This window comes from Streptococcus sp. ALY_211 (genome assembly GCF_058314555.1).
The window spans coordinates 56,094-82,168 of sequence record NZ_JBZFUN010000001.1; the positions used below are offsets into that span (position 1 = coordinate 56,094).

Annotated in this window: 21 protein-coding genes; 19 read left to right on the forward strand and 2 right to left on the reverse strand. The window is 42.0% G+C overall.

Annotation, left to right across the window (positions count from 1 at the left end):
* Positions 1 to 15 precede the first annotated feature (15 nt).
* From AC4HAJ_RS00315 to mnmM, 6 genes are all read left to right on the forward strand, one after another.
* The gene (locus tag AC4HAJ_RS00315) at positions 16 to 597 is read left to right on the forward strand and encodes an ECF transporter S component (RefSeq protein ID WP_491078164.1); all 582 of its coding nucleotides are present in this window, start codon (positions 16 to 18) and stop codon (positions 595 to 597) included.
* Between the two features lie 5 nt (positions 598 to 602).
* A complete protein-coding gene (locus tag AC4HAJ_RS00320) occupies positions 603 to 1,253 on the forward strand; it encodes a phosphatase PAP2 family protein (RefSeq protein WP_491078165.1) in 651 nt (216 codons plus the stop codon).
* Between the two features lie 190 nt (positions 1,254 to 1,443).
* The gene (gene mnmL / locus AC4HAJ_RS00325; RefSeq protein ID WP_491078166.1) at positions 1,444 to 2,370 is read left to right on the forward strand and encodes a tRNA modification radical SAM protein MnmL/YtqA; all 927 of its coding nucleotides are present in this window, start codon (positions 1,444 to 1,446) and stop codon (positions 2,368 to 2,370) included.
* Between the two features lies 1 nt (position 2,371).
* Positions 2,372 to 3,007 (forward strand): ADP-ribosyltransferase, encoded by a 636-nt coding sequence (locus AC4HAJ_RS00330; protein WP_491078167.1) that lies wholly within the window; start codon positions 2,372 to 2,374, stop codon positions 3,005 to 3,007.
* A 170-nt stretch (positions 3,008 to 3,177) separates the two neighbouring features.
* Entirely contained in the window at positions 3,178 to 3,879 is a 702-nt protein-coding gene (gene gloB / locus AC4HAJ_RS00335; protein WP_491078168.1) for a hydroxyacylglutathione hydrolase, read from the forward strand.
* Between the two features lie 27 nt (positions 3,880 to 3,906).
* Positions 3,907 to 4,455 (forward strand): tRNA 5-(aminomethyl)-2-thiouridylate-methyltransferase MnmM, encoded by a 549-nt coding sequence (mnmM, locus tag AC4HAJ_RS00340; RefSeq protein WP_491078169.1) that lies wholly within the window; start codon positions 3,907 to 3,909, stop codon positions 4,453 to 4,455.
* 169 nt (positions 4,456 to 4,624) lie between these two features.
* On the opposite strand, the gene AC4HAJ_RS00345 is transcribed toward mnmM, so the two are convergent.
* Complete coding sequence (locus tag AC4HAJ_RS00345; RefSeq protein WP_491078170.1) at positions 4,625 to 5,407, reverse strand: ABC transporter ATP-binding protein; 783 nt, start codon at positions 5,405 to 5,407, stop codon at positions 4,625 to 4,627.
* 142 nt (positions 5,408 to 5,549) lie between these two features.
* Between AC4HAJ_RS00345 and AC4HAJ_RS00350 the strand changes: the two genes are divergently transcribed.
* From AC4HAJ_RS00350 to tuf, 11 genes are all read left to right on the forward strand, one after another.
* Positions 5,550 to 6,887, forward strand: coding sequence for a hemolysin family protein (locus AC4HAJ_RS00350; protein ID WP_491078171.1), 1,338 nt, complete (start codon positions 5,550 to 5,552; stop codon positions 6,885 to 6,887).
* A gap of 230 nt (positions 6,888 to 7,117) precedes the next feature.
* Complete coding sequence (locus tag AC4HAJ_RS00355; RefSeq protein WP_491078172.1) at positions 7,118 to 7,762, forward strand: deoxynucleoside kinase; 645 nt, start codon at positions 7,118 to 7,120, stop codon at positions 7,760 to 7,762.
* Positions 7,763 to 7,915: 153 nt separating this feature from the next.
* Entirely contained in the window at positions 7,916 to 8,713 is a 798-nt protein-coding gene (gene pflA, locus AC4HAJ_RS00360) for a pyruvate formate-lyase-activating protein (protein WP_491078173.1), read from the forward strand.
* Positions 8,714 to 8,852: 139 nt separating this feature from the next.
* Entirely contained in the window at positions 8,853 to 9,548 is a 696-nt protein-coding gene (gene rnc, locus AC4HAJ_RS00365; RefSeq protein WP_491078471.1) for a ribonuclease III, read from the forward strand.
* Position 9,549: 1 nt separating this feature from the next.
* The gene (gene smc / locus AC4HAJ_RS00370) at positions 9,550 to 13,089 is read left to right on the forward strand and encodes a chromosome segregation protein SMC (RefSeq protein ID WP_491078174.1); all 3,540 of its coding nucleotides are present in this window, start codon (positions 9,550 to 9,552) and stop codon (positions 13,087 to 13,089) included.
* A 274-nt stretch (positions 13,090 to 13,363) separates the two neighbouring features.
* A complete protein-coding gene (gene ppc, locus AC4HAJ_RS00375) occupies positions 13,364 to 16,069 on the forward strand; it encodes a phosphoenolpyruvate carboxylase (RefSeq protein WP_491078472.1) in 2,706 nt (901 codons plus the stop codon).
* 173 nt (positions 16,070 to 16,242) lie between these two features.
* Positions 16,243 to 17,499 (forward strand): cell division peptidoglycan polymerase FtsW, encoded by a 1,257-nt coding sequence (gene ftsW, locus AC4HAJ_RS00380; protein ID WP_491078175.1) that lies wholly within the window; start codon positions 16,243 to 16,245, stop codon positions 17,497 to 17,499.
* Positions 17,500 to 17,637: 138 nt separating this feature from the next.
* The gene (locus AC4HAJ_RS00385; protein WP_491078176.1) at positions 17,638 to 18,726 is read left to right on the forward strand and encodes an NAD(P)-dependent alcohol dehydrogenase; all 1,089 of its coding nucleotides are present in this window, start codon (positions 17,638 to 17,640) and stop codon (positions 18,724 to 18,726) included.
* Positions 18,727 to 18,927: 201 nt separating this feature from the next.
* On the forward strand, positions 18,928 to 19,437 hold the full coding sequence (locus AC4HAJ_RS00390) for an RNA polymerase sigma factor (protein ID WP_491078177.1): 510 nt from the start codon (positions 18,928 to 18,930) through the stop codon (positions 19,435 to 19,437).
* Positions 19,421 to 20,392, forward strand: a complete 972-nt coding sequence (locus tag AC4HAJ_RS00395) for an anti sigma factor C-terminal domain-containing protein (protein ID WP_491078178.1) — start codon at positions 19,421 to 19,423, stop codon at positions 20,390 to 20,392. Before AC4HAJ_RS00390 ends, AC4HAJ_RS00395 begins: the two co-directional genes overlap by 17 nt.
* 122 nt (positions 20,393 to 20,514) lie before the next feature.
* Positions 20,515 to 21,711 (forward strand): elongation factor Tu, encoded by a 1,197-nt coding sequence (tuf, locus tag AC4HAJ_RS00400; RefSeq protein ID WP_491078179.1) that lies wholly within the window; start codon positions 20,515 to 20,517, stop codon positions 21,709 to 21,711.
* A 186-nt stretch (positions 21,712 to 21,897) separates the two neighbouring features.
* Here the strand turns inward: tuf and AC4HAJ_RS00405 are convergent, their stop codons facing one another.
* A complete protein-coding gene (locus tag AC4HAJ_RS00405; RefSeq protein ID WP_491078180.1) occupies positions 21,898 to 22,488 on the reverse strand; it encodes a TetR/AcrR family transcriptional regulator in 591 nt (196 codons plus the stop codon).
* Positions 22,489 to 22,698: 210 nt separating this feature from the next.
* Between AC4HAJ_RS00405 and AC4HAJ_RS00410 the strand changes: the two genes are divergently transcribed.
* Positions 22,699 to 23,400 (forward strand): ABC transporter ATP-binding protein, encoded by a 702-nt coding sequence (locus AC4HAJ_RS00410; protein ID WP_491078181.1) that lies wholly within the window; start codon positions 22,699 to 22,701, stop codon positions 23,398 to 23,400.
* A gap of 11 nt (positions 23,401 to 23,411) precedes the next feature.
* Positions 23,412 to 26,045, forward strand: coding sequence for an FtsX-like permease family protein (locus AC4HAJ_RS00415; protein ID WP_491078182.1), 2,634 nt, complete (start codon positions 23,412 to 23,414; stop codon positions 26,043 to 26,045).
* Positions 26,046 to 26,075: the final 30 nt, after the last annotated feature.

Sequence of the window (26,075 nt, forward strand, 5' to 3'; positions counted from 1 at the left end):
TTGGAGGAATTTTTTATGTCAACACAAACAACACGTCGTCTGGTCTATATGGCTATTCTAGGAGCCTTATCATTTATTCTCATGCTCTGGCAGTTTCCATTAATACCAGGGGTAGATTTTTTACAGTTTGAATTTTCGATATTGCCTGTACTGCTAGCCTTGCTTTTATTTGATTATAAAAGTGCCTTGGCTGTTTTAATATTGCGGACAGTCCTTAAATTGATTTTTGCCAATGGTGGGATTGGCAGTTTGATTGGTCTACCGATGAATATCATTGCCTTAGCTTTATTTGTTTGGGCTATGTCAGCCTTTTGGAAGAAGGAGAGGACAAGGGTGCGCTTTATATTAGCTGCTGTTATTGGCACGGTACTGATGACTGTTGCTATGGTGGTTCTTAATTATTTTTATGCTGTTCCTCTGTATGCGACCTATGCTGGCTTTGATATTAAAGCAACCTTGGGTCTTGCTCGCTATCTATTTGGGGCTGTAGTTCCTTTTAATATGATCCAAGGTGCTATTTTTTCTATCAGCTTTTTCATCCTGGATCTCGCTGTGAAACCTGTTCTATCACGAATTAAGGGAGACATGTTATACTAGGATGTATGGTGAATAAACAGAAATTTTTAATGATAGCTAGCTTTTTTGCTCTGATATTTATTGTCTTGGGTTATTTGGTTAAATTTTATCCAGATGTGCTGGTTGATTTTGACAGCTCTATCCATGATGCTGTTCGTGGAGATCTACCAGCGGGATTGACGCTCTTTTTTAGGCTGATTACCCATGTTGGCGACACGATAACTCAAGTGTTAATTGCCTTGGTGGCCTTTATTTTTCTCAGGATCAAGAAATGGCGGGCTGAGAGCTGGCTAGTAGCCGGCAATGCTGTCTTGGCAGGGTTAGCTATCATGGTGTTCAAATCTATTTATCAGCGTCCTCGTCCACGTTTGGAACATCTCGTCCATGCTGATGGTTATTCGTTTCCGAGTGGGCATTCCTTAGGGACTATGTTGATTTTTGGTAGCTTGATCATTATTTGTTACCAACGGATTCAAAGCAAGTGGCTCCGATATAGTGTTGTAAGTCTATTTGGCTTGCTGATTTTCTTAGTTGGTCTTTCACGAGTCTATCATGGTGTCCACTATCCTAGCGATGTCTTGGCAGGGTTTAGCCTAGGTCTTGCGATTCTTTGGGCAGGGTATCCTTATTATGCTAATCAACGTTTTCAGTGGCGTTTTAATAGCCGACAAGATTAGAAGATAGCCTTATCATTACTAGGTAGCTTTGTTGAGAAAAGCACTTCTAAGTTTTGAGGCAGGACAGCTAACTGATGTATCAGAATTATGGTTTGACCTTTCCGATTGATTCGTTTCAATCGGGGGGTCTTTTTTTGCTTTAAACTGGTGAGTTCTATGACTAGGAAGATGAAAGTGCTATAATAATTTTATGAAGAAACGTTACAACACTGTCAATGACTATTACCGTAAAATATTTGGTGAAAAGATTTTTAAGCTACCCATTGATGCAGGATTTGACTGTCCCAATCGTGATGGGACAGTTGCTCATGGTGGCTGTACTTTTTGTACCGTATCTGGTTCTGGTGATGCTATTGTAGCACCAGAAGCGCCCATTCGTGAGCAGTTTTATAAAGAAATTGACTTTATGCACCGCAAGTGGCCCGAGGTCAATAAATATCTAGTCTATTTCCAAAACTTTACTAATACGCATGATAAAGTCGAGGTTATTCGTGAGCGCTATGAGCAGGCGATCAATGAGCCAGGAGTGGTTGGTATCAATATTGGTACACGTCCTGACTGTTTGCCTGATGAGACCATTCTTTATCTGGCAGAGCTCTCAGAGCGCATGCATGTCACCCTTGAGTTAGGACTTCAGACGACCTATGAAGAGACTTCTGAGCGGATCAATCGAGCTCACAGCTATCAACTCTATATCGATATTGTCAAGCGTGTGCGTGAGCTAGCTCCCACGATCGAAATTGTTTCTCACCTCATCAACGGTCTGCCTGGTGAGACCCATGAGATGATGGTGGAGAATGTCCGTCGCTTGGTGCGTGATAATGATATCAATGGGGTCAAGCTCCACCTCCTCCACCTCATGACTAACACTCGTATGCAGCGAGACTACCATGAAGGGCGTTTGCAGCTCCTCAGTCAGGATGAGTATGTCTCTATCATCTGCGACCAGCTGGAGATTATTCCTAAGGATATCATCATTCACCGCATCACAGGCGATGCCCCACGCGATATGCTGATCGGTCCCATGTGGAGCCTCAATAAGTGGGAGGTTCTCAATGCTATTGACAAAGAAATGGAAAGACGAGGGAGTGTACAGGGGTGTAAGGTGGGAGGATAATATGTCTGAAAATAATAATAGAAAAAGCTGTGGATTGAACAATCTGAATAGATTATATGACTTAGCCTCTGGTTTTCAACTTGGAAAAAAATGGGATAAACTATCTCCGACAGTTAATAATGTCAAAGAATTTACTCTTGAAAAACTAAATACAGAACCGCCTAAAAATCTCAATGGTGATCCAAATAAGTCATCTTCTGAATACTGTCTCGCTCATTTTTGTGGCAATCTATATAACTACAAAATACGTGAGAATAAATTAGATGATGATTTAGAAAATGAAATTAATGAGCACAGTAAGGCAATCAGAAAGTATTGCTTAAAGGATGATATCGTTGTATATAGAGGTATTGATGATTTAGTCAAGGGACAAATGAAGGAGGCAGCAAAGGAAGTTGATGGAACTGATTTATATGACAAAGCTTTTCTGAATACAAGTCTTGTAAAGGGATACGAAAAGAACACTAATATTAAATTAAGGATTTTTTTACCAAGAGGGACTTGTGCATTTTACACAGGTAATATCAATGGTGAGGAAAAACGTTACTATGAGGTTATTGTCCAAAAAGGTGCAAAATTGAAAATTATATCTGAAGATAATGACTATACTAATTGCATATTATTAAGTACAAGTTAATAGTTGAAATTTGAGAGAGGAAAGATAAGATACGTGGTCAAAGGCCTCTTTACCTCTCTCGTGATTATTTAGTTACGATGTAACTGTACAGATGATGGTTCTATTTGCAAGATAGAATGTAGATATTCAGCGTCATTTGATTAAATAAGTTACAAATAAGGAGACATTGTATGAAACTCAAGGCAATACCAGCTTTAGCTGATAATTATATTTGGCTATGGTCTAAAGGGGACGAAGCGGTCATCGTTGACCCAGGAGAAGCCAAACCAGTTTTAGACTATTTGGAAGAGCACAATCTCAAAGCGGGCGCTATCTTGGTCACTCATGGCCATGCTGACCATATCGATGGCATGAGCGAGATTGTGGCCAGATACCCCAATGTCAAGACCTATGGGTCTAAGGAAGTCAGTCACTTGGTGGATACTGTCCTGAAAGACGGTGATACTATTGAACTCTACGGCTCTCAGATAGAGGTCTTTTTAACGGCGGGGCATACGGAAGGCCACATTTCTTATCTTGTGGATAAGCAGCACCTCTTGTGTGGTGATGCGCTCTTCTCAGCAGGATGCGGCAGAGTCTTTACAGGAGACTATGACGCCCAGTACAATTCCATGGTCTTTTTCAGAAGTTTAGCGGATACTGTCAATGTTTATGCAGCTCATGAATACACGCTGACTAATTTGCAATTTGCCATGACACAAACGACAGACGCTTTTGTCAAAGAGTATTATGATCAGACGAAAGCCCTTATCGAACAAGGCCTTCCAAGCCTGCCATCTACCATAGGAGTAGAAAAACAAATCAATGTTTTTCTCATGGCTAAGGATGTCCAAGAATTTACAAGCCTGAGAATCTTGAAGGATAACTTTTAGGCGAATATTAGAAGAAGGAATCATTTTATGATGAAACGTCCTATCCAACTCTCGCATGATTTTTTGGAAGAAGTGTTAGACCAAGATAGTATCGCGGTGGATGCGACCATGGGAAATGGCAATGACACCGCCTTTTTGGCAGGTTTAGCCAAAAAGGTCTACGCCTTCGATATTCAGGAACAGGCCCTTGAGAAAACACGGGAGCGCTTGGCGCATCAAAATCTGACCAATGTCCAGCTGATCCTAGATGGCCATGAAAATGTGGATACTTATGTTTCTGAGCCCATCCGCGCAGCTATCTTCAACCTCGGCTATCTGCCAAGTGCGGACAAATCAGTGATCACCAAACCTGATACAACTTTGAGTGCTATTGGAAAGATTTTAGACCGCCTAGAAGTTGGCGGACGCCTGTCCATCATGATCTACTACGGTCACGAGGGCGGTGATCAGGAAAAGAACGCTGTCCTAAACTATGTCCGCCAGCTGGACCAGAACCGCTTCACAGCCATGCTCTATCAGCCGCTTAATCAAGTCAATACGCCGCCCTTTTTAGTCATGGTGGAGAAGTTGGCATAAGGCATAAAGTAAAGAAAAAGGAGTTTGAGACAAAAGTCCAAACTCCTTAGTACTCTTCTAAATTTATCTGATTGATGCAGTGGATGGTTAGATATCCTTGTCCCTTGCTCTGTCTATCCTACCCACCTCTTTTTGCTAATCTTTATAGCTTCGTATTTCGCCCTTTATATCATAACTCCGGCTTGATAAAAAAGCGATGGTCATCAATGGGAATGATAGAAACCTGATTATCGAAGAATTGGGTCAGGGTTGGCACGGTAATGATGTCTTCTTTCTTGCCTTGGGCAACAATGTGTCCTTGTTTAAGGAGCAGGACATGATCCATCTTTTGGGTGATTTCCTCGGCATGGTGGGTGACGTAGAGAACCGTAGGTGCTTGCGGCAGGTCGGTGATCCGATCGATTTGCTTGAGCAATCTTTCTCTGGCAAAGAGATCCAGCCCTACAGTAGCTTCGTCTAGGATGATAATCTCCGGCTCTTCCATGAGACAGCGAGCGATCATGATGAGCTGGCGCTCGCCTTGGGATAAAGTGTGGAGTCGGCGTCCGATGAGCTTCTTACCGTCTAAGCGTCTCAGCATGTCTCTAGCTTCTTCCAGCTCTTTTTCGCCATATTCCTTGTAGAGTATGGAGGACTTATACTTACCGGTTAAAACGGCCTGTTCGGCGACCATCTGCAAGGAGAGGCGGTCGCTGATAAAGCCCGAGACGATCCCAATTTTTTTACGGATTTCAGTGATGTCGCCTTGGCCAAAGGGAATACCGAGCACTTCAACCTTTCCCTTGGTCTGATAGTATTCAGCCATGATGAGCTTGAGAAGGGTTGTCTTTCCCGAACCGTTAAGTCCCAAAATAGCCCACGTTTGCCCTTTCTCGACAGTCCAGTTGATGTCTGTCAGCAGATTTTTGCCTTGCTTGCGTAAACTGACATTTGTCATGGAAATGATTGGCATATCTTCACCTCCTGAGTGATCTTTAGCTTTATTATAGCATATGGTTAGAGATGGTTTGGGGGAGGCTGGGTGAGTTTTCGACAAGGCAGAGGAATTTATGCTATAATGGGGGCACTATATCATATTAGGAGAAGAGATTTTCATGGAAGACCCGAGCAGTCAGCATTTGCTGCTTCAATTATTATTACTGATTATTTTAACCTTTTTAAATGCCTTCTTTTCAGCTTCTGAGATGGCTATGGTCTCCTTAAACCGCTCTCGGGTGGAACAAAAGGCAGAAGAAGGGGATAAAAAATACATTCGTCTGGTCAAGGTGCTGGACAAGCCTAACAACTTTTTATCAACCATTCAGGTGGGTATCACCTTTATCTCACTCTTGCAGGGGGCTAGTTTATCAGCTTCTTTGGGTAAGGTGATTGCAGGCTGGTTTGGTAATTCAGCTGCTGCCCAGACAGCAGGCAGTATTATTTCGCTGATTTTCTTGACTTATATTGCGATTGTTTTGGGGGAGCTCTATCCTAAGCGCATCGCCTTAAACCTCAAGGACAATCTGGCAGTTGTTTCGGCACCAATTATTATGGGCTTAGGCGTTTTGGTCAGCCCCTTTGTCTGGCTCTTATCAGCCTCGACTAATCTGCTCAGCCGCATAACGCCTATGACCTTTGATGATGCAGATGAGAAGATGACGCGTGATGAGATCGAGTACATGCTGACTAACAGTGAAGAGACCTTGGATGCTGAGGAAATTGAGATGCTTCAAGGCGTTTTCTCGCTGGATGAATTGATGGCGCGTGAGGTTATGGTACATAGAACAGATGCCTTCATGGTTGATATCAACGATGATCCTCAAGACATTATCCGTGAGATTCTTAAGAAGAATTTTTCACGGATTCCTGTTTATGATGATGATAAGGATAAGGTTATCGGTCTGATTCACACCAAGAAACTTTTGGCAGCTGGATTTGACAATGGTTTTGATGCTATTAATTTGCGTCGCATTCTGCAGGAACCTCTCTTTGTGCCTGAGACCATCTTTGTCGATGATCTGCTTAAAGAGCTGCGTCGAACACAAAATCAGATGGCCATTCTCTTGGATGAATACGGGGGTGTCTCTGGCTTAGTAACGCTGGAGGATCTTTTAGAAGAGATTGTCGGTGATATCGATGACGAAACGGATAAGGCAGAGGTAGAGGTGCGTGAGATTGCTCCGGATACCTATATCGTCCTGGGGACTATGACCCTCAATGATTTTAATGAGTATTTTGAAACTGAGCTGGATAGTGATGATGTTGATACGATTGCTGGTTATTATTTGACTGGTGTTGGTAGTATCCCTAATCAGGAAGACAAGGTCAGTGTTCAAGTTGATAGTGGTCAGCATCACTTGGAGCTTATCAATGATAAGGTTAAAGAAGGGCGTGTGACCAAGGTTAAGGTTTTAGTCAGTCCCCGTCTCAGTGCGGATGAAGATGATGACTAGAAATAATAGTTTAGCAATAGAAAGCAGCTTAAGGGCTGCTTTTTTTGAGCTTATCCCCATGTCTGTTACTGCCTGATGCTAACCTTTCATCAGCCTAAAACTAGGAATAGATAGGGGGAATTTGACTTGAATTCTTTCAGCAATTCCTATAAAATAATAAGGCTATTATGGGAGTGGAAATACTAGGGATCGTTGGCTCTGGGAGGTCCACTCTAGTCGAGAGGAGAATAATGTTGATCGTACTAGCAGGCACTATTGGTGCTGGAAAGAGTTCACTGGCTAAGGCTTTGGGTGAGCATTTGGGAACAGAAGTGTTCTATGAAGCTGTTGATAATAATCCTGTCTTGGATCTTTATTACCAAGACCAAAAGAAATACGCTTTTTTATTGCAAATTTTCTTTTTGAATAAGCGCTTCCGTTCTATTAAGGATGCCTACACTCAGGATAATAATATTCTGGATCGTTCGATCTTTGAGGATGAGCTTTTTTTGACTCTCAACTATAAGAATGGTAATGTTACGAAGACTGAGCTAGACATCTATAAGGAACTTTTGGATAATATGCTTGAAGAGCTTGATAGCATGCCTAAAAAACGTCCTGATCTCTTGGTTTACATTGATGTCTCCTTTGATAAGATGCTGGAGCGTATCAGTAAGCGCGGTCGGAGTTATGAGCAAATTGGGGACAATCCGGAGCTGTATGAGTACTATCAGCAGGTTCATAGCGAGTATCCTGCTTGGTATGATAACTATGATGTCTCTCCAAAGATCCGTATCGATGGGGATCAGCTTGATTTTGTTCAAAATGAGAAGGATCTGCAAACCGTCTTTGATATGGTGGATGAAGCTTTGAAAGATCTCGATTTATTAAAATAAGATTGACGGTTCTAGGTTTTAGCTTAGGGTCGTTTTGTTTTGTCCTACTTGTGTTTCTAGCTAGCCAAGCTTGGTCAAAAGCGTTATAATAGCAGTAGTTATAAAAACGGTTTCATTAGTGGATGATGCTGCTTTGGCATGAAAGGCAAGTTTATGGTAGAGACAAGAGATAATCGCCAGGTGACTGGTATGATTCATTCGACAGAGAGTTTTGGAACGGTAGATGGTCCGGGTGTGCGCTTTGTCATTTTTATGCAGGGGTGCAAGATGCGCTGTCAATACTGCCACAATCCTGATACATGGGAGATGGAGACGAATCAATCCCAAGAGCGTACCGTAGACGATGTTCTCAATGAAGCCCTGCGTTATAAAGGGTATTGGGGGAAAAAAGGAGGTATTACCATCTCTGGTGGTGAAGCTATGCTTCAGATTGAGTTTGTGACAGCCCTGTTTGCGGAGGCTAAGAAGCTGGGTATCCACTGCACCTTGGATACTTGTGGCTTTGCTTATCGTCCGACCCCTGAATATCATGAGGTTTTGGATAAGATGCTAGCTGTAACGGACCTGATCCTCCTTGATTTAAAGGAGATTAATCCTGAGCAGCATATTGTTGTGACACGTCAACCCAATCATAATATTCTAAAGTTTGCTCGCTATCTCTCAGATAAGCAAGTCCCTGTCTGGATTCGTCATGTCTTGGTACCTGGTCTGACAGATTTTGACGATCACCTTGAGGAATTGGGAAAATTTGTTGAGACCCTGTCCAATGTCGATAAGTTTGAAGTGTTGCCCTATCATACTCTGGGTGAGTTTAAGTGGCGTGAGTTAGGGATTCCTTATACGCTAGAGGGAGTTAAACCTCCAACCAAGGCTAGGGTTGAAAATGCCAAGGCTCTTATGCATACTGAGACTTATCAAGAGTACCTTAATCGAACGGGTTCGGTTTCCTAGGAAATGGTTATCTAAAAGCTACCTTTAAGTGGGTAGCTTTTTTCTTGCTTGCTTGTAAAAGAAGGCAAGTTTCTGATTAATTTTTGGTATAATGGAAAACGTCTGGTTGAGCAGACAAATATATGGATTAAGAGGAATAATTATGCAAGCTTTAGAAGAGAAATTGCAGGCTAAGTTTGGGATTGTTTTTAGTGATAAGAGCCTTCTTGAGACAGCTTTTACTCATACTTCCTATGCCAATGAGCATCGCCTCCTAAAGATTTCACATAATGAACGTCTGGAGTTTTTAGGAGACGCCGTTCTGCAACTTTTGATTTCGCAGTATCTATTTGGCAGGTACCCTGATCGACCTGAAGGAGAGCTGTCAAAAATGCGCTCGATGATTGTGCGTGAGGAAAGTTTGGCTGGTTTTTCCAAGGACTGTGGCTTCGATGCTTTTGTCAAGTTGGGCAAGGGTGAGGAAAAATCAGGAGGACGTCAGCGAGAGACGATTTTAGGAGATCTCTTTGAGGCTTTTTTGGGCGCTCTGCTTTTGGACAAGGGCGTATCTGGGGTTCAAGACTTTTTGGATCAGGTCATGATTCCTAAGGTTGAAAAAGGGAATTTTGAGAGAGTTAAAGACTATAAAACTGCCTTTCAAGAGGCTGTTCAGGTTGATGGTGCTGTGGCTATTCAGTATCGTGTTGTTTCTGAAAGTGGACCAGCTCATGATAAGACGTTTGAGGTTGTCTTGTCTGTGGATGGCAAAGATCTCAGTCAGGGACGTGGTCGCTCTAAAAAATTAGCTGAGCAGGATGCTGCTAAAGTTGCCCTAGAGCAGCTAGGACGAGGATGATATGTTTCTAAAAGAAATTGATATGCAGGGGTTTAAGTCCTTTGCGGATAAAACTCGGGTAGAGTTTGACCGTGGTGTGACCGCTGTGGTTGGGCCAAACGGTTCTGGCAAGTCTAATATTACAGAGAGTTTGCGTTGGGCTTTAGGAGAGTCATCGGCTAAGAGCTTGCGTGGAGGCAAAATGCCTGATGTTATCTTTGCCGGAACTCAAGATCGCAGCCCACTTAACTTTGCTCAGGTCAGTGTCGTGCTGGATAATAGTGACCAGTTTATTGCGGATCGAGGCGACGAGATTCGTGTAGAGCGCCATATCTATCGCAATGGAGACAGCGATTATTTAATTGATGGTAAAAAGGTTCGTCTGCGTGATATTCATGATCTTTTCATGGATACAGGTCTGGGACGAGATTCTTTCTCCATTATTTCCCAAGGGCGGGTTGAGGCAATCTTTAATAGTCGACCTGAAGAGCGTCGGGCAATATTTGAGGAAGCAGCTGGCGTTCTCAAATATAAGACTAGGAAAAAAGAGACACAGGGTAAGCTGGATAAAACTCAGGATAACTTGGATCGTCTGGAAGATATTATCTATGAGCTAGAGGGCCAAATTAAGCCTTTAGAGAAGCAGGCGAAGACAGCCAAGCAATTTTTAGGCTTGGATGAAGAAAGAAAGATTCTCCAGCTGAATCTTTTGGTCGAGGATATTTCTAGTCACCAGTTAGAGCTTTCTCAGCGAAATAGCGATATGGATCAGGCCAAGGCAGATCTCAAGGATTATTACGACCAACGCAATCGTCTGGAGTCTGAAAACCAGCGCTTGAAAGAGCGTCGCCAATCCTTGTCGAAAGCTATGGAGAGTAAGCAGGCTGAGCTTTTAGAAGTCACTCAACTGCTGGCGGATCTTCAGAGACAAATCGAAATTATTACCTTGGAATCTAGCCAAAAGGCTGAAAAGACAGCTGATGCCAAAGATCGTTTATCTAGTCTGGAGCAGCAAAAGGCAGGGCTAAAGCAGGAGTTGTCTGCTAAGGAAGCACAAGCTGCTGAGATTTCTAAGAAGCTGGCAGATTCAAGAAGTGCTATTGAAGGTCTAGAAGCTGATTTATCTCGTTTTTCAACTGATCCAGATCAGATTATTGATAATCTTCGTGAGGAATTTGTGACCCTCATGCAAAAAGAAGCTGATCTAACTAATCGCTTGACAACTCTAAAATCTGAGATTGATCAGGAAGTTCAGGCGCAAGCAGAACAATCAGCTGAGCGTCAACAGCTAGAGGTCGATCTTGCACAAGCTGAGATTGAGACGCAGAAAGCATTGGAGGCTTATCAGGCATCACAGACTCGGGTCAAGGAGCTGCTGGATCATTATCAAACCATATCCAAACAGGTCAAGGATCTGTCTACTGCTTACCAGAGTCAACAAGATCAGATGTTTGCACTTATGGACAGTATCAAGGAAAAGGAGGCTAGACGTCGGTCGCTTGAGGCAATTCAAAAAAATCACAGCAACTTCTATGCTGGAGTCAAGGCGGTGTTGCAGCAGGCTGAACAGCTAGGCGGTATTATCGGTGCGGTATCTGAGCATCTGTCCTTCCATCAGGATTATCAGACAGCACTTGAAATAGCGCTAGGTGGCAGTGCCCAGCATATTATTGTGGCAGATGAGGCGGCTGCTAAGCGTGGGATTGATTTTCTGAGACGTAACCGACAAGGACGTGCGACCTTTCTTCCTCTGACTACTATTAGGCCACGTCATATGGCTGAGGCTAATCTTTCTAAAATTAGTGCTAGCCCAGGCTTTTTAGGGTTGGCCAGTGATCTCGTCACTTTTGATGCCCGGTTGGCTAATATCTTTCAGAATCTTTTGGGCGTGACTGCTATTTTTGAGACGATTGATCAGGCCAATCAGGCTGCTCGGGCAGTCAATTATCAAGTCCGTATTGTGACCTTGGATGGCACTGAGCTGCGACCGGGCGGTTCTTTTTCTGGAGGTGCTAATCGTCATCAAAATACAACCTTTATAAAACCGGAGCTAGATGCTCTGACTGGGGAATTAGCGGAGCTAAGAGAAAATCTCAGTCAAATGGAAACGAAGGTTTCTGAAGCTAAGAGTGCACTTAATCAGACTCAAGAGGAGCTTGACAACCTGCAAGAGGCAGGAGAGCAGGCTCGTTTAGATGAACAAAAGGCTGAGCTCTTTTATCAAAATCAGGCCGAACACCAAGCAGATCTTAATCAAGTATTGCTAGGATTGAAAGGGGAAGACTCTGGGGAAGCGTCTGCAGATCTTGCTCAAGAGGTTGCTGCTATTGAAGCTAGTCTTAGTGAGATTGACCAGCAAAAGAATCATATTCAGGAGCAACTTGATAAAATTCGTCATGATAAAGATACAATAGCTAGTCAGGTCACTCAGCTTAATGAGGATCTCTCGCAAGCTCGTTTGAGTGAGCGTGAACTGATGAGTGAAGAACGCTTTGCTAAAAGTGATCATCAGCGTTTGGTTCTGAGTCTAGCTGAGATTGACAAGGAAATTACTCTGACAACCGACTTGATCAGTCATGAGGCTAACCAGCTGACTGAGGATAAGCTTCCACACCTGGCTCAGCAGTTAGATCAGGCTAAGGAGAAGAAGGCTGAGCTGGAAACGGATCAGATTCGTCTGCGTTTTGAAATTGAGGACTGTGACGGTAGCTTAGAGGATATCGAAGAGCAGGTACAGGCAGCTGGTCAGCGCAATGATTCCTTGATCCGTCGTCAAGCTCAGTTAGAAGCTGAGATCGAAGGACTTTCGGAGCGCCTGCGAGGTTTTGCCCGTCAGTTGAGTGAAGATTATCAGCTGAGTTTTGAGCAGGCCAAGGCACAGGCGCAGGCTTTAGATGATGTTTCTCTGGCACGTCAGCAGTTGACTACTCTCACACGTCAGATCAAGGCCTTGGGTCCGATTAACTTAGATGCGATCGAACAGTATGACGAGGTCAATGATCGTCTTGAATTTCTCAATAGCCAAAAAGAGGATTTGGTGGAAGCTAAAACACTTTTATTGGATACCATTAATGACATGGATGATGAGGTCAAGACACGCTTTAAAATGACTTTTGAGGCTATCAGGACTAGTTTTAAAGAGACTTTTGTTCAGATGTTTGGTGGAGGATCAGCCGATTTAGTCTTGACAGACAGTGACCTACTCAATTCAGGTGTAGAAATCTCGGTGCAACCACCAGGTAAGAAAATTCAGTCACTCAATTTGATGTCTGGTGGAGAAAAAGCCCTATCAGCCTTGGCCCTACTTTTTGCCATTATTCGGGTCAAGACCATTCCTTTTGTTATTCTGGATGAGGTTGAAGCGGCTCTTGACGAAGCGAACGTCAAGCGTTTTGGAGACTATCTCAATCGTTTTGATAAAAATAGTCAATTTATTGTAGTAACCCACCGTAAAGGGACCATGGCAGCAGCCGATAGTATCTATGGGGTTACCATGCAAGAATCCGGTGTTTCAAAGATAGTTTCGGTCAAACTCAAAGAAGCTCAAGATCTGTTGGATTAGTATAAGATGGATGTTTGGTAATAAATATGAGAATTTTTATCCAGGTCCTACTATCAAGCTAGAGGGCTTTGTTTAGAAACCGAACTTATTGCCTAAATTTTCTGTAAAATCTTTAGTTTTAGGGTTAAAAGTGATATGATAAAAGGCATATTATTCGAAAAATAAAGGAGTTGTGGCTATGGCTATTAGAAAACTCGAGGCCGCTAGTGATCAAGCTATCTTCACTGAGGAAGTTCAGATTTTGAGAGATATTTTGGCAGATACGACCCGTCAAATGATTGGGGATGAGATGTTCTCAAAGATCGAGGAGATGGTTAGGCTGTCCAAGCAAGAAAGGCATGGGGAGCTAGAGCAGCTGATCAAGGGTATTTCAAATGATGATATGGTTGTGATTGCTCGCTACTTTTCGATTTTACCTCTCTTGATCAATATATCAGAAGATGTGGACTTGGCTTATGAGGTCAATCATCAGAATAATACTGATCAGGATTATCTGGGGAAAATTTCGACAACAATCGATACGGTGGCTGAGAGATCGGATGCTCAGGAGATCCTCCAACAGGTTACGGTTGTGCCTGTCTTGACAGCTCACCCAACTCAGGTTCAGCGTAAGACCATGCTGGAGCTTAATAATAAGATCCATGAATTGTTGCGTAAGCACCGTGATGTCAAGCGCGGCTTGATCAATGCCGATAAGTGGCATGATGACTTGCGTCGTTACATTGAAATCATGATGCAGACGGATATCATTAGAGAGCAGAAGCTCAAGGTGACTAATGAGATCACAAACGTTATGGAATATTATAATAGCTCCTTAATCAAAGCGGTGACTAACCTTTCTATGCGCTATCAAAAATTAGCCAAGAAACGTGGGATTGCTCTGGAGAATCCTAAGCCTATCACTATGGGGATGTGGATCGGTGGAGACCGTGATGGCAATCCTTATGTCACTGCCGAGACTTTGCGTATTTCGGCTACTGTGCAAAGTGAGGTTATCCTTAATTATTACATTGAAAAGCTCAATGTTCTTTATCGGAATTTCTCCTTGTCTACGCACTTGACTAAGACCACACAGGCAGTGGCTGATCTGGCTGCTAAATCTCAAGATACCTCTATTTATAGGGAAAATGAACCCTATCGTAAAGCTTTTAGCTATGTACAGTCTAGGGTTATTCAAACGCTCCTTGATCTTCAAATGGTGGGCGGTGGCAGCGATGTTTCCTCACGGCAACTGACTAGTCCGAGTCACAGCATCGTCGCGAATTATGTCCAAAATCAAGTCAATCAAAGGGTCACTGACGTAGACGAAAGTCGACCAGCTGCCTATGAATCAGTGCAAGATTTCAAGACTGATTTGTCAATTATTCGTGATTCTCTGGTTGAAAATGGCGATGAGGCCTTGGTCACTGGTGATTTTGAGGAGCTTTTGCAGGCAGTGGAAGTGTTTGGCTTCTTTTTAGCCAGCATTGATATGCGTCAGGATTCAAGTGTTCAGGAAGCTTGTGTTGCTGAGCTGCTTAAGTCAGCCAATATCGTTGAGGATTACAGTAGCTTGTCTGAAGTTGAAAAAGTTGCTGTCTTACTAAAGGAATTGACTGAGGATCCTCGTAATCTTTCTGCGACCCATGTTGAGAAATCTGAGCTTTTGCAAAAAGAATTGGCTATCTATCAGACAGCACGTGATATGAAGGATCTTTTAGGAGAAGATGTCATCAAGCAGCATATCATTTCGCATACAGAGAGTGTGTCTGATATGTTTGAATTGGCGATCATGCTTAAGGAAGTCGGGCTTTTGGATAAAGACTCAGCTCGTATCCAAATCGTTCCTCTCTTTGAGACGATAGAAGACCTGGACAATGCTACTGAAATCATGAAGAATTATCTTTCTTATGATATTGTCAAGAAATGGGTGGCGTCCAATCATTATTATCAAGAAATTATGCTGGGTTACTCTGATAGTAATAAAGATGGTGGTTACTTGGCATCTGGCTGGACTCTCTACAAGGCTCAAAATGCTTTGACCAAGATTGGTGAGGAGCGTGGGATCAAGATCACTTTCTTCCATGGTCGAGGGGGAACCGTTGGCCGTGGTGGTGGTCCTTCTTATGAAGCGATCACCTCTCAACCTTTTGGCTCTATTAAGGATCGTATTCGCTTGACTGAACAAGGTGAGATGATTGGCTATAAGTACGGTAATAAGGACGCTGCCTACTATAATCTGGAGATGCTGGTATCAGCTGCGATCAATCGAATGGTTAGCCGCCAGATTGCTGATCCAAATGAAATTGATGGTTTTCGGGCAATCATGGATGCTATTGTCGCAGATTCTAATACTATCTACCGTGATCTGGTCTTTGGCAATCCGCATTTTTACGATTATTTCTTTGAGGCTAGTCCGATCAAGGAGGTTTCTAGTCTTAATCTGGGGTCACGTCCAGCGGCTCGTAAGACGATTACTGAAATCTCGGGCTTACGTGCGATTCCTTGGGTTTTCTCATGGTCACAAAATCGAATTATGCTGCCTGGATGGTATGGTGTTGGGTCAGCCTTTCAGCATTATATTGATGCGGCAGAAGGCAATCTAGAGCAGCTGCAGCACATGTACAAGACCTGGCCTTTCTTTAATTCCCTTTTGTCAAATGTTGACATGGTTTTGTCTAAATCTAATATGAATATTGCTTTTCAGTACGCTCAGCTAGCGGAGTCTCAGGAAGTCCGAGATGTCTTCAATGTCATTCTAGATGAGTGGCAGCTGACTAAAAATGTTATTCTAGCTATTGAGGGAGAAGAGGAGCTTCTTGCTGAAAATCCATCTCTAAAGGCTAGCTTGGATTCACGCCTTCCTTACTTCAATGTGCTTAATTACATCCAGATTGAACTTATTAGGCGTCAGCGTCAAGGTGGCTTGGATGCTGATATCAATAAACTTATCCATATTACAATCAATGGTATTGCAACTGGTTTGCGCAATTCTGGCTGATTAAGATGGTCTGGCTTTAGTACCCGTAGTCTAGGTGATTACGGGTTTTTATCTTACTATTGTTGTTTTGATCAAAATAGCGACATATAGCAGATAAGGTCTTTCTTTAATTCCCTAGAAAAACATGATATAATTTTAGGGTTGTAAAAGTATTGTTAAGTATTGGAGAACTTATGAAGATTGATAAGAAGCACCTGCTGAATTATTCCATCTTGATTCCATATTTGGTCTTGTCTGTCATTGGTTTGATCATGGTTTACTCATCAACCAGTGTGACATTGATCAAGTTTGGACGAAACCCCTTTGCCTCTGTTCTCAATCAGGGTGTCTTCTGGGTTGTCAGCTTGCTAGCCATCACATTTATTTACCGCCTCAAGCTGAATTTTTTAAAGAGTAAGAAGGTCTTGACGGCAGCCCTGTTTGTTGAGGTTGTGCTCTTGATAATTGCGAAATTTTTCTCTGAGCAGATCAATGGTGCTAATGGGTGGATTTCTTTGGGACCGATTACTTTTCAGCCGGCTGAGTATCTTAAGGTTATCATGGTTTGGCTTCTAGCCTTTACCTTTTCGAGGCGGCAGGAAGATATCGAGAAATACGACTATCAGGCTTTGACCAAGAGAAAATGGTTTCCACGCTCGCTCAATGACCTCAAGGATTGGCGAGTCTATTCGATGATTATGGTGGGGTTGGTAGTTATTCAGCCGGATTTGGGGAATGCTACTATTATTGTTCTGACTGGTGTTATTATGTTTTCGCTCAGCGGTATTGGCTATCGCTGGTATATCAGTCTCATCGCTAGTATTACAGCTGTATCTACCGTGTTTTTAGGCTTGATTCGAATTGTAGGTGTCGATACGATGTCTAAGGTTCCTATCTTTGGTTACGTTGCCAAGCGTTTTCGGGCTTACTTTAATCCATTTGAAGATTTAGCGGATTCTGGCTTACAGCTGGCTCATTCTTATTACGCCATGAGTAACGGCGGTTGGCTAGGTCGTGGTCTAGGTAATTCTATTGAAAAGAATGGGTATCTTCCAGAGGCTACTACGGATTTCATCTTCTCGGTCTTAATTGAGGAGATGGGTTTGATCGGTGCTGGCCTGGTTCTAGCTTTAGTCTTCTTTTTAATCCTTAGGATTATGCTGGTAGGGATCAAGGCTAAAAATCCTTTTAATTCCATGATGGCTTTAGGAATTGGGGGAATGATTCTTATGCAGGTCTTTGTCAATATCGGCGGAATTTCAGGCGTTATTCCATCAACCGGTGTGACCTTCCCCTTCCTATCTCAGGGAGGAAACAGTCTCCTTGTCTTATCCGTAGTTGTTGGTATTGTACTCAATATTGATGCTAATGAAAAAAGAGACGAAATTTATAAGGAAGCTCAGCAAGAAATTAAAAAGGAAGAGACGGGTGAGCTCAAAGTTATCAGTTGAAAAAAGAATCGGTTATGTACAACCGATTCTTTTTTGATAACTTTTGATTTAATTTTGGTTGCAACTGCTAGTAAAAGATGCTATACTGCCCATGAAAACGGATTCATAACGTTTAAGAAGTAGCAGGAGGAGATGAAGATGAAGATTACCGCAGCACTCGCTAAGGAGCAAGGACAAGCTTTGGAAACAGAAGAGCTGGAGCTTCGGGAACCTCAAGCTGATGAGGTATTGATCAAAATTGTTGCGACGGGTATTTGCCATACGGATGCTATTGGGCGTGATTTTGGCGTGACGCCTTATCCTGTTGTCCTAGGTCATGAAGGGGCCGGCATTGTTGAGAAGGTTGGTGATTTTGTTACCAGTGTCCAACCAGGGGATCATGTGGTGCTGTCTTTTGCTTACTGTGGTCATTGTGTCAACTGCCTCAGTGGTCATCCAGCTAATTGTATCCACTGTGGACCGATTAATTTTAGTGGACGCTTTTTAGATGGTACGACGCCCTTGAGCCAAGAGGGGCAGGAAGTCTCTAGCTTCTTTGGGCAATCATCATTTGGGACTTATTCCATTGCCAAAGAAACTAATGTTGTTAAGGTAGATAAAGAGGTGGATATTGCTCTTTTAGGGCCATTGGGATGCGGTATTCAAACTGGGAGCGGTACTGTTTTGAATCGCTTGAGACCTGAATTTGGTTCCTCGATCGTAGTTTATGGGACTGGGGCAGTAGGCTTGAGCGCAATAATGGCTGCAAAACTTATCGGCTGTAAAAACATCATTGCTGTGGATATTTACGACAATCGTTTAGCGCTAGCTAAGGAGCTGGGGGCCACTCACACCATTAATAGTAAAGTGGAAGATATTGTTGAAACAGTTAAAGCTATTACAGGAAATGGTGCAGAATATGGGGTTGATACGACAGGAGTTCCTAGTGTGGTTAGAGCTGCTTTACGAGCTTTGATGCCGATGGGAAGCTTGGCTGTTGTTGGTTTTACACCTGAGATGGAGATCGATATTCATAATGAGATTATGGCTGAAAGTAAATCTTTAATCGGTGTGGTTGAGGGTGATGCTGTACCACAAATTTTTATCCCTGATCTTGTTGCTTTCTACAAGGAGGGACGTTTCCCATTTGATAAGCTGGTGAAATTCTACGATTTTAATGAAATCAATCAAGCATTCTTAGATTCTGCTGACGGATCTGTGATCAAACCTATTGTTAGAATGCCCTAGAGTAGGACTAGATAGTCAGACAAGGAAGAGTCTAGAGGAATAGCCGCACTCCAAAAGTTAGATAAAAAATCTAACTTTTGGAGTGCTTTTGTATTTTAGAAAATCTACAAGAAATGCTGTTAGACTGATTTAAAAAGATTATAATTATGATATTTTTTGTAACTAAATCTTATCTAAATCGTTATATTAGTGAAGAAGGAGGTGACAGTAATCAAACTAGATAATTATGAAAAAGAACTCGTAGCGATTGCGGAGGAGATTTCGTATTATTTACAAAAGTCGGGAGCTAGTTCTGCTCAGGCTAGCGATGTTTGTCAAGATACCTTGGTCAAATTGCTGGAAAGCACCATTGTGTTACCATCTGAAAAAATGCGTGCTTGGATGTATCGAACAGCAGTTCGACGCTATATTGACCTTTATCGTCGCGATAGGAAGTATCTTGATATCCTCCAAAAAGATTTCTTCCGACAAGAAAAGGTGATCGAGTTCACACGAATTGATTACGAGCCCCTTTACCAAGCCCTTTTGGAGTTGAGAGATAGTTTTCGCTGGGTCATTGATCTGTATTACTTTCAAGATTTTTCAGTTGAAGAAATATCTCAAGTGCTACAGATCTCAACCAGTAAGGTTAAGGTTGATTTGATGAGGGGGCGTCGTCAGTTGAAAAAGATCTTAGAGAAAGAAGGTTATACTTATGAAGACTTCAAATGATTTTGAAAGAATTGTCCGAAAAAGTAAGCGGAAAAATATGGTTAAAACTGTGGTCATATCCCTATGCCTCACTTTGGTTAGCTACTTTGTGGCTGTAAGTCTTTTAAAGACAGTAACCTCCCACAATGCCAATACTGTTATGAAAAGGTATGAGGCCTTATCGAGTATTGCCTATCCTAATATTGTTTCAGATAGTCTCTATTTTAAAGCTGATTCTCAATTTTCAGGTAGGGTTCATGCGGATCGCTACAAAGATTTAGACGGTGTGCCAGTTGCATTTAGTCCATATGAGGAGGAATATTCTTTATCAGGGAATTACAAGGATGATAGCTTGGATGGCAATAGTTACAGTCAAGGAGCCACCTATAGTCGTAGCAATCGTAGTAAATTACCGGTTTTCTTTAATACGAAGACTAAAGAGTTAACAGTTTATGATAAGGTTAGTCAGGAACTACCTCTAGTCAAAGAAATGGATCATCAGTTAGTCGAAGTTGCATTAAGTTTTGATAAGGCTTACAGTTTGTCTGAAATTAGAAAGATGATTCCTGATAACCTAAAGACAAATTTTTATTGGATTGGTACAAGGAGTCAGCTAGATACATCAGATTATCGCATTGACCAGATTTATGGTGCGGGCGCAGATAGCATACAGAAAGTTGAAGATAAAGGAGAGCAAAGAACCTTTATTGATGATTTGAAAGCCGCTGAAAAAGTAGTACCGCATTCTTATGTGAGTGGAACAAATGTTTTCCAAGATGTGATAGACTATCGTAAGAAATTTGAGAAGACGGATTTTACTGATCAAAAAAGCATTGATCAATTAAGATTTGCTGGTGTTATTGTTACTGGTAGAGCTGAAAATTTTGAACAGTTAGAAGGAAAATCTTGGATCTATGCTTCTAGCATTGGAAGTTCCACTCCTATGCAGCCCTATTATGACCTTGAACATGAATAAATTAGCAAATAGAGTATAAAAACTTGATTTTCTAAAACATTTTGATAGAATAATAGGGTAAAGTTAGACTGTATTGCCTACTGTCTATCTATAAAATATATTTTATTGGAGGCTTTTCCTAAATGGCAAAAGAAAAATACGATCGTAGTAAACCACACGTTAACATTGGTACTATCGGACACGTTGACCATGGTAAAACTACTTTGACAGCAGCTATCACTACTGTATTGGCACGTCGCTTGCCTACAGCAGTTAACCAACCAAAAGACTATGCGTCTATTGATGCTGCTCCAGAAGAACGCGAACGCGGTATCACAATCAACACTGCACACGTTGAGTATGAAACTGAAAAGCGTCACTATGCTCACATTGACGCCCCAGGACACGCGGACTACGTTAAAAACATGATCACTGGTGCCGCTCAAATGGACGGAGCTATCCTTGTAGTAGCATCTACTGACGGACCAATGCCACAAACTCGTGAGCACATCTTGCTTTCACGCCAAGTTGGTGTTAAGAACCTTATCGTCTTCATGAACAAGGTTGACTTGGTTGACGATGAAGAATTGCTTGAATTGGTTGAAATGGAAATCCGTGACCTCTTGTCAGAATACGACTTCCCAGGTGACGATCTTCCAGTTATCCAAGGTTCAGCTCTTAAAGCTCTTGAAGGTGACACTAAATACGAAGACATCATCATGGACTTGATGAACACTGTTGATGAATACATCCCAGATCCAGAACGTGACACTGACAAACCATTGTTGCTTCCAGTCGAAGACGTATTCTCAATCACTGGTCGTGGTACTGTTGCTTCAGGACGTATTGACCGTGGTACTATCCATGTCAATGATGAAGTTGAAATCGTTGGTATCAAAGACGAAATCGAAAAAGCAGTTGTTACTGGTGTTGAAATGTTCCGTAAACAACTTGATGAAGGTATGGCTGGAGATAACGTTGGTGTCCTTCTTCGTGGTATCCAACGTGATGAAATCGAACGTGGTCAAGTATTGGCTGCACCTGGTTCAATTCATCCACACACTAAATTCAAGGGTGAAGTTTATATCCTTTCTAAAGATGAAGGTGGACGTCACACACCATTCTTCAACAACTACCGTCCACAGTTCTACTTCCGTACAACTGACGTAACTGGTTCAATCGAATTGCCAGCAGGTACTGAAATGGTTATGCCTGGTGATAACGTTACTATCGATGTTGAATTGATCCACCCAATCGCTGTTGAACAAGGTACTACTTTCTCTATTCGTGAAGGTGGACGTACTGTTGGTTCAGGTATCGTTTCAGAAATCGAAGCTTAATTTTATTAAGTTCCCAAAAAAGATTATTTGTCAGACAACAAATAATGAGCTAGCAACTAATGTTGCTAGCTTTTTTAGTCTGTTTTTCTTTGCAATAGGACTTTACTCAGGAAAATGTAAGGTCATTTTGCTTTAGGAGAATAATATAAAATAAGGCTGAGAAAATTCTCAGCCTTGTTTTTTTGCTTAAGTTTTCTGGTTGGCTTTTGGCTTGGCATCGATTAGTTCTTTTGGTGCAGTTGACATGAAGGTTAAGAAGGTTTCAGCAAATACATCTGGTGGCACTGGGAAATCTTCAGCGACCCATTCACCAATTAGGGCAAAAATATAATTGATTACGATTTTGATGGTACTGGCTGTTGCCAAGGGACTATTGTTCATAATATCAATGGTTTTAGATTCTTGGAGAAGCCTGAGGTATTCCTTTTCTAGGAAATTAAATATCTTGTTATCAATAGAGGTATGGTAGAGGATGCGTGCCCATATCCGCCTTTCGTAGATTTTTGGAATAACATATTTGGTGACTGTTTCGTAGATGGAGTGGATACTAGGGTCTGCCATACCTTGTTTAAAAGCTGCAAAGACATCTTTGGTCATCGTATGATGGATGTATTCAAATATATCATCTACGCTGTTAAAATGCTTTTGGTAGATGGCTTGTCGTGACATACCGGCTTCTTTAGCAATCTCAGTCATACTCAGGTCACTTTTGTCTGGATTTTTTGAGGCGATACGAAATACTGCATTGATAATACTTTCTCTGCTACCTTGAACCATAAGACCTCCTGTATAGTACAGTCAATCTTATTAAAAAATTGACAGGTCGTCAAGTCTTCTCTTAATTTGAGAGATTGGTATGCTTTAATGGCTTAATTTGCTTAGGTTTAAGTCTTGTTTTGCTTGACAGGGTGTCAATATTTAGGCATTTAAATGGCTCTTATATTCTCTTATAATGTAGGGGAAAATAAGATTAAGGAGAGGCTTGTGATGGCTTATATTGAATTGAAGCGTTTATTCAAACGTTATCAGATGGGTGATACAGAGATTGTGGCTAATGAGGATGTTAGTTTTGATATTGAAAAGGGAGAATTAGTTATTATTCTTGGTGCTTCGGGGGCAGGAAAATCAACTGTGCTTAATATTTTAGGAGGTATGGATAGTAATGATGAAGGTCAGGTCATTATAGATGGGACGGATATTTCTGGCTTTAGTGCCAAGCAGTTGACCGATTATCGTCGGACAGCTGTTGGTTTTGTCTTTCAGTTTTATAATCTTGTTCCAAACTTAACGGCTAAGGAAAATGTTGAACTGGCTTCTGAAATTGTTAGCGATGCTAGAGATGCGGTAGAAGTGCTCAGTGATGTAGGCTTAGGACAGCGGCTTAATAACTTTCCGGCTCAGCTGTCAGGAGGAGAGCAACAAAGGGTTTCTATTGCTCGTGCTATTGCTAAAAATCCTAAGATTTTACTTTGTGATGAGCCGACAGGAGCTTTGGATTATCAGACTGGTAAACAGGTGTTGCAAATTTTGCAAGATATGTCTCGAAAGCAGGGAGCCACAGTTATCATTGTGACGCATAACTCGGCTTTAGCACCGATAGCTGATCGTCTTATCCATATGCACGATGGGAAGGTCAGCCGTATGGAGCTCAATGAACACCCTCAAGACATCGCTAGCTTGGAATATTAGGAGGCAGTCATATGAAAAAAATATTTTGGAAGGACATTGGCAAAACTTTTACCAGTTCTAGTGGTCGTTTTATGTCAATTATGATTTTGATGTTTCTAGGATCTTTTGCCTTGATTGGGCTCAAGATGACCAGTCCTGATATGGAACGTACAGCAGGTCGCTATTTACAGGAGCATCAGGCTATGGATCTCTCTGTTGTGGCTAGTGCTGGTTTTAGTAAAGCTGATCAAAAAGAATTAGCAAAGCTCAGAGGGGCTAAGGTAGATTATGGTTATATGACAGATGTCAGTATCACAGGAAAAGATAAGGCCGTTCGGCTATTTTCTAAGACAAAGAGTCTTTCCTCCTATGAGATCTTATCAGGAAATCTTCCCAGTAAGGCCGATGAGATAGCCTTGTCCTCTTCCTTGAAGAAGGACTATCGGTTGGGAGATCGGATTCATTTTAGTCAAGATAAGCAAAACGTTTTAAAGCAAACTAGCTACAAGGTTGTTGGTTTTGTGAATTCTTCTGAAATCTGGTCAAGAGAAGATCTCGGTAGTTCAACGGCTGGTAATGGTAACCTAGAGGCTTATGCAGTGACATCACAATCCAGCTTTTCTAGTCCTGTGTATAATTTAGCACGTTTACGCTATCGGGCCTTGGATAGTCTTAATCCTTACTCTACTGATTATAAGGAGAAGTTGGAAGAACGGCAAAAAGCGTTGGATGATAGTCTCTCAGATAATGGAAAGGAGCGATTAGCTGAGATAAAAAAGGATCAAGGGGCTGTTCTTGATCGTGCTCAAGACCAGGTGGATCAAGCTAGTCAGCAACTGAAAGAACAAGAGACCCTGCTTTCCTATCTGAGAGGGGAGCAAGGAAAGCAGGCCCAAGCTGCCATCCTTCAGGGCAAGAATAAGCTGGCTCAGAAACAAGCTAGTATTAAGTCAGGTCAGTCGGCTCTCCAGGATTTGAAAACCCCTAGCTATAAAACCTACAGTCGATCAACTATTTCTGGTGGGGATGGCTATCGTACTTATGGTGATATCAGTCGCAATATTAGTCGTATCGGTGATATTTTTCCACTGGTGCTCTATCTCGTGGCTGCTTTGGTGACTTTTACAACCATGACTCGATTTGTCAATGAGGAACGGCATAATGCTGGTATTCTCAAGTCTCTGGGATATTCAGATAGGGATGTTCTTAAAAAGTTTGTCATCTATGGATTGGCTGCTAGTATGGTAGGTACGATTCTTGGTATTTTTGGGGGGCATTATTGGTTTCCTGGTATTTTGACGCAAAATCCTAGCAAGCTAACTACGTTGGGCAAGCCGTATTTCTATTTCTATTGGTCCTATACGAGTTTAGCGGTGTTGTTGGCCTTGATCAGTGCTGTTTTACCAGCTTTTCTGGTCGCTAGGAGGGAGTTGGGAGAAAAGCCAGCTCAGCTTCTACGTCCTAAACCTCCGGTTGAGGGCTCCAAGATATTGTTGGAGAGAATTGGATTTATTTGGCGTGGTCTGAGCTTTACGCAAAAGGTTACCATGAGAAATATTTTTCGCTATAAGCAGCGAATGGCGATGACTATTTTTGGTGTGGCTGGTTCTGTAGCACTTTTGTTTGCCGGATTAGGTTTACAATCTTCTCTAGGAAAAATTGTTGACCGCCAGTTTAATCAGTTGATGCCTTATGATATGTTGATTTTACGCAATGACCTGGCTAGTGAAAAAGAGAAGCAGAAGGTCGATGCCTTTTTGCGGTCTGATAAGGTATCGAGTCACCAAGCTATCCATATGCAAACGATCGATGAGCATATTAAAGGACTAGATGAGAAGAAGACTATTTCTATTATATCTACGGATCAAAAGGACTTGGGAGACCTGTTTAAATTAAGGGATGCTAGCACTGGTAAAGCTCTTCATTTAAGTCAGAGAGGGGTCTTGCTGTCGAAAAAATTAGCTGATTTTTACGGTGTCAAAAAGGGCGATAAATTTCAACTCAGAGATGAAGAAGGAAATAGGCGTAGTGTGGCCGTTGCAGGGATCATTGATATGAATGTTGGTCACTATATTGTGATGACAGATGCCTATTATCAAAGTGTTTTTGCGCAAAAGGCGGTGCATAATAGTGATTTGATCCAATTGCGCAATGGGTCGCAAGAAAATATTTCTGACCAATCTAGCTATCTGTTGACATTAAAGGGGGTTACGTCTCTAAGACAAAACTCTTCTACGATTCGAACGGTGAAGACAGCTGTACACGGGCTTAATGCCTCTATGATTATTTTAATTCTCGTTTCTATTTCTTTAGCGATTGTCATTCTCTATAATTTAACCAATATCAACCTTGCTGAGCGGATTCGGGAGCTCTCGACCATCAAGGTATTAGGATTTCACAGCCGTGAAGTGATGTTGTATATCTATCGGGAAACGATTTTGCTATCTGGTGTTGGTATGGTGTTAGGGGTGATTGGCGGTTATTATTTACACCATGCGATTATTGCAATGATGAGTAAGGATACGGTTTACCCTAGTACGGTGGCTAGTCATGTTTATGCGATTCCGCTAGTTGTCATCAGTCTTATCTTGAGTGTCCTAGGATGGATTGTCTACCGTAGGTTAAAGACGGTGGATATGTTAGAAGCGCTTAAGTCAGTTGAGTAGATCCTATGCTTATGCTTGGATAAGATAATA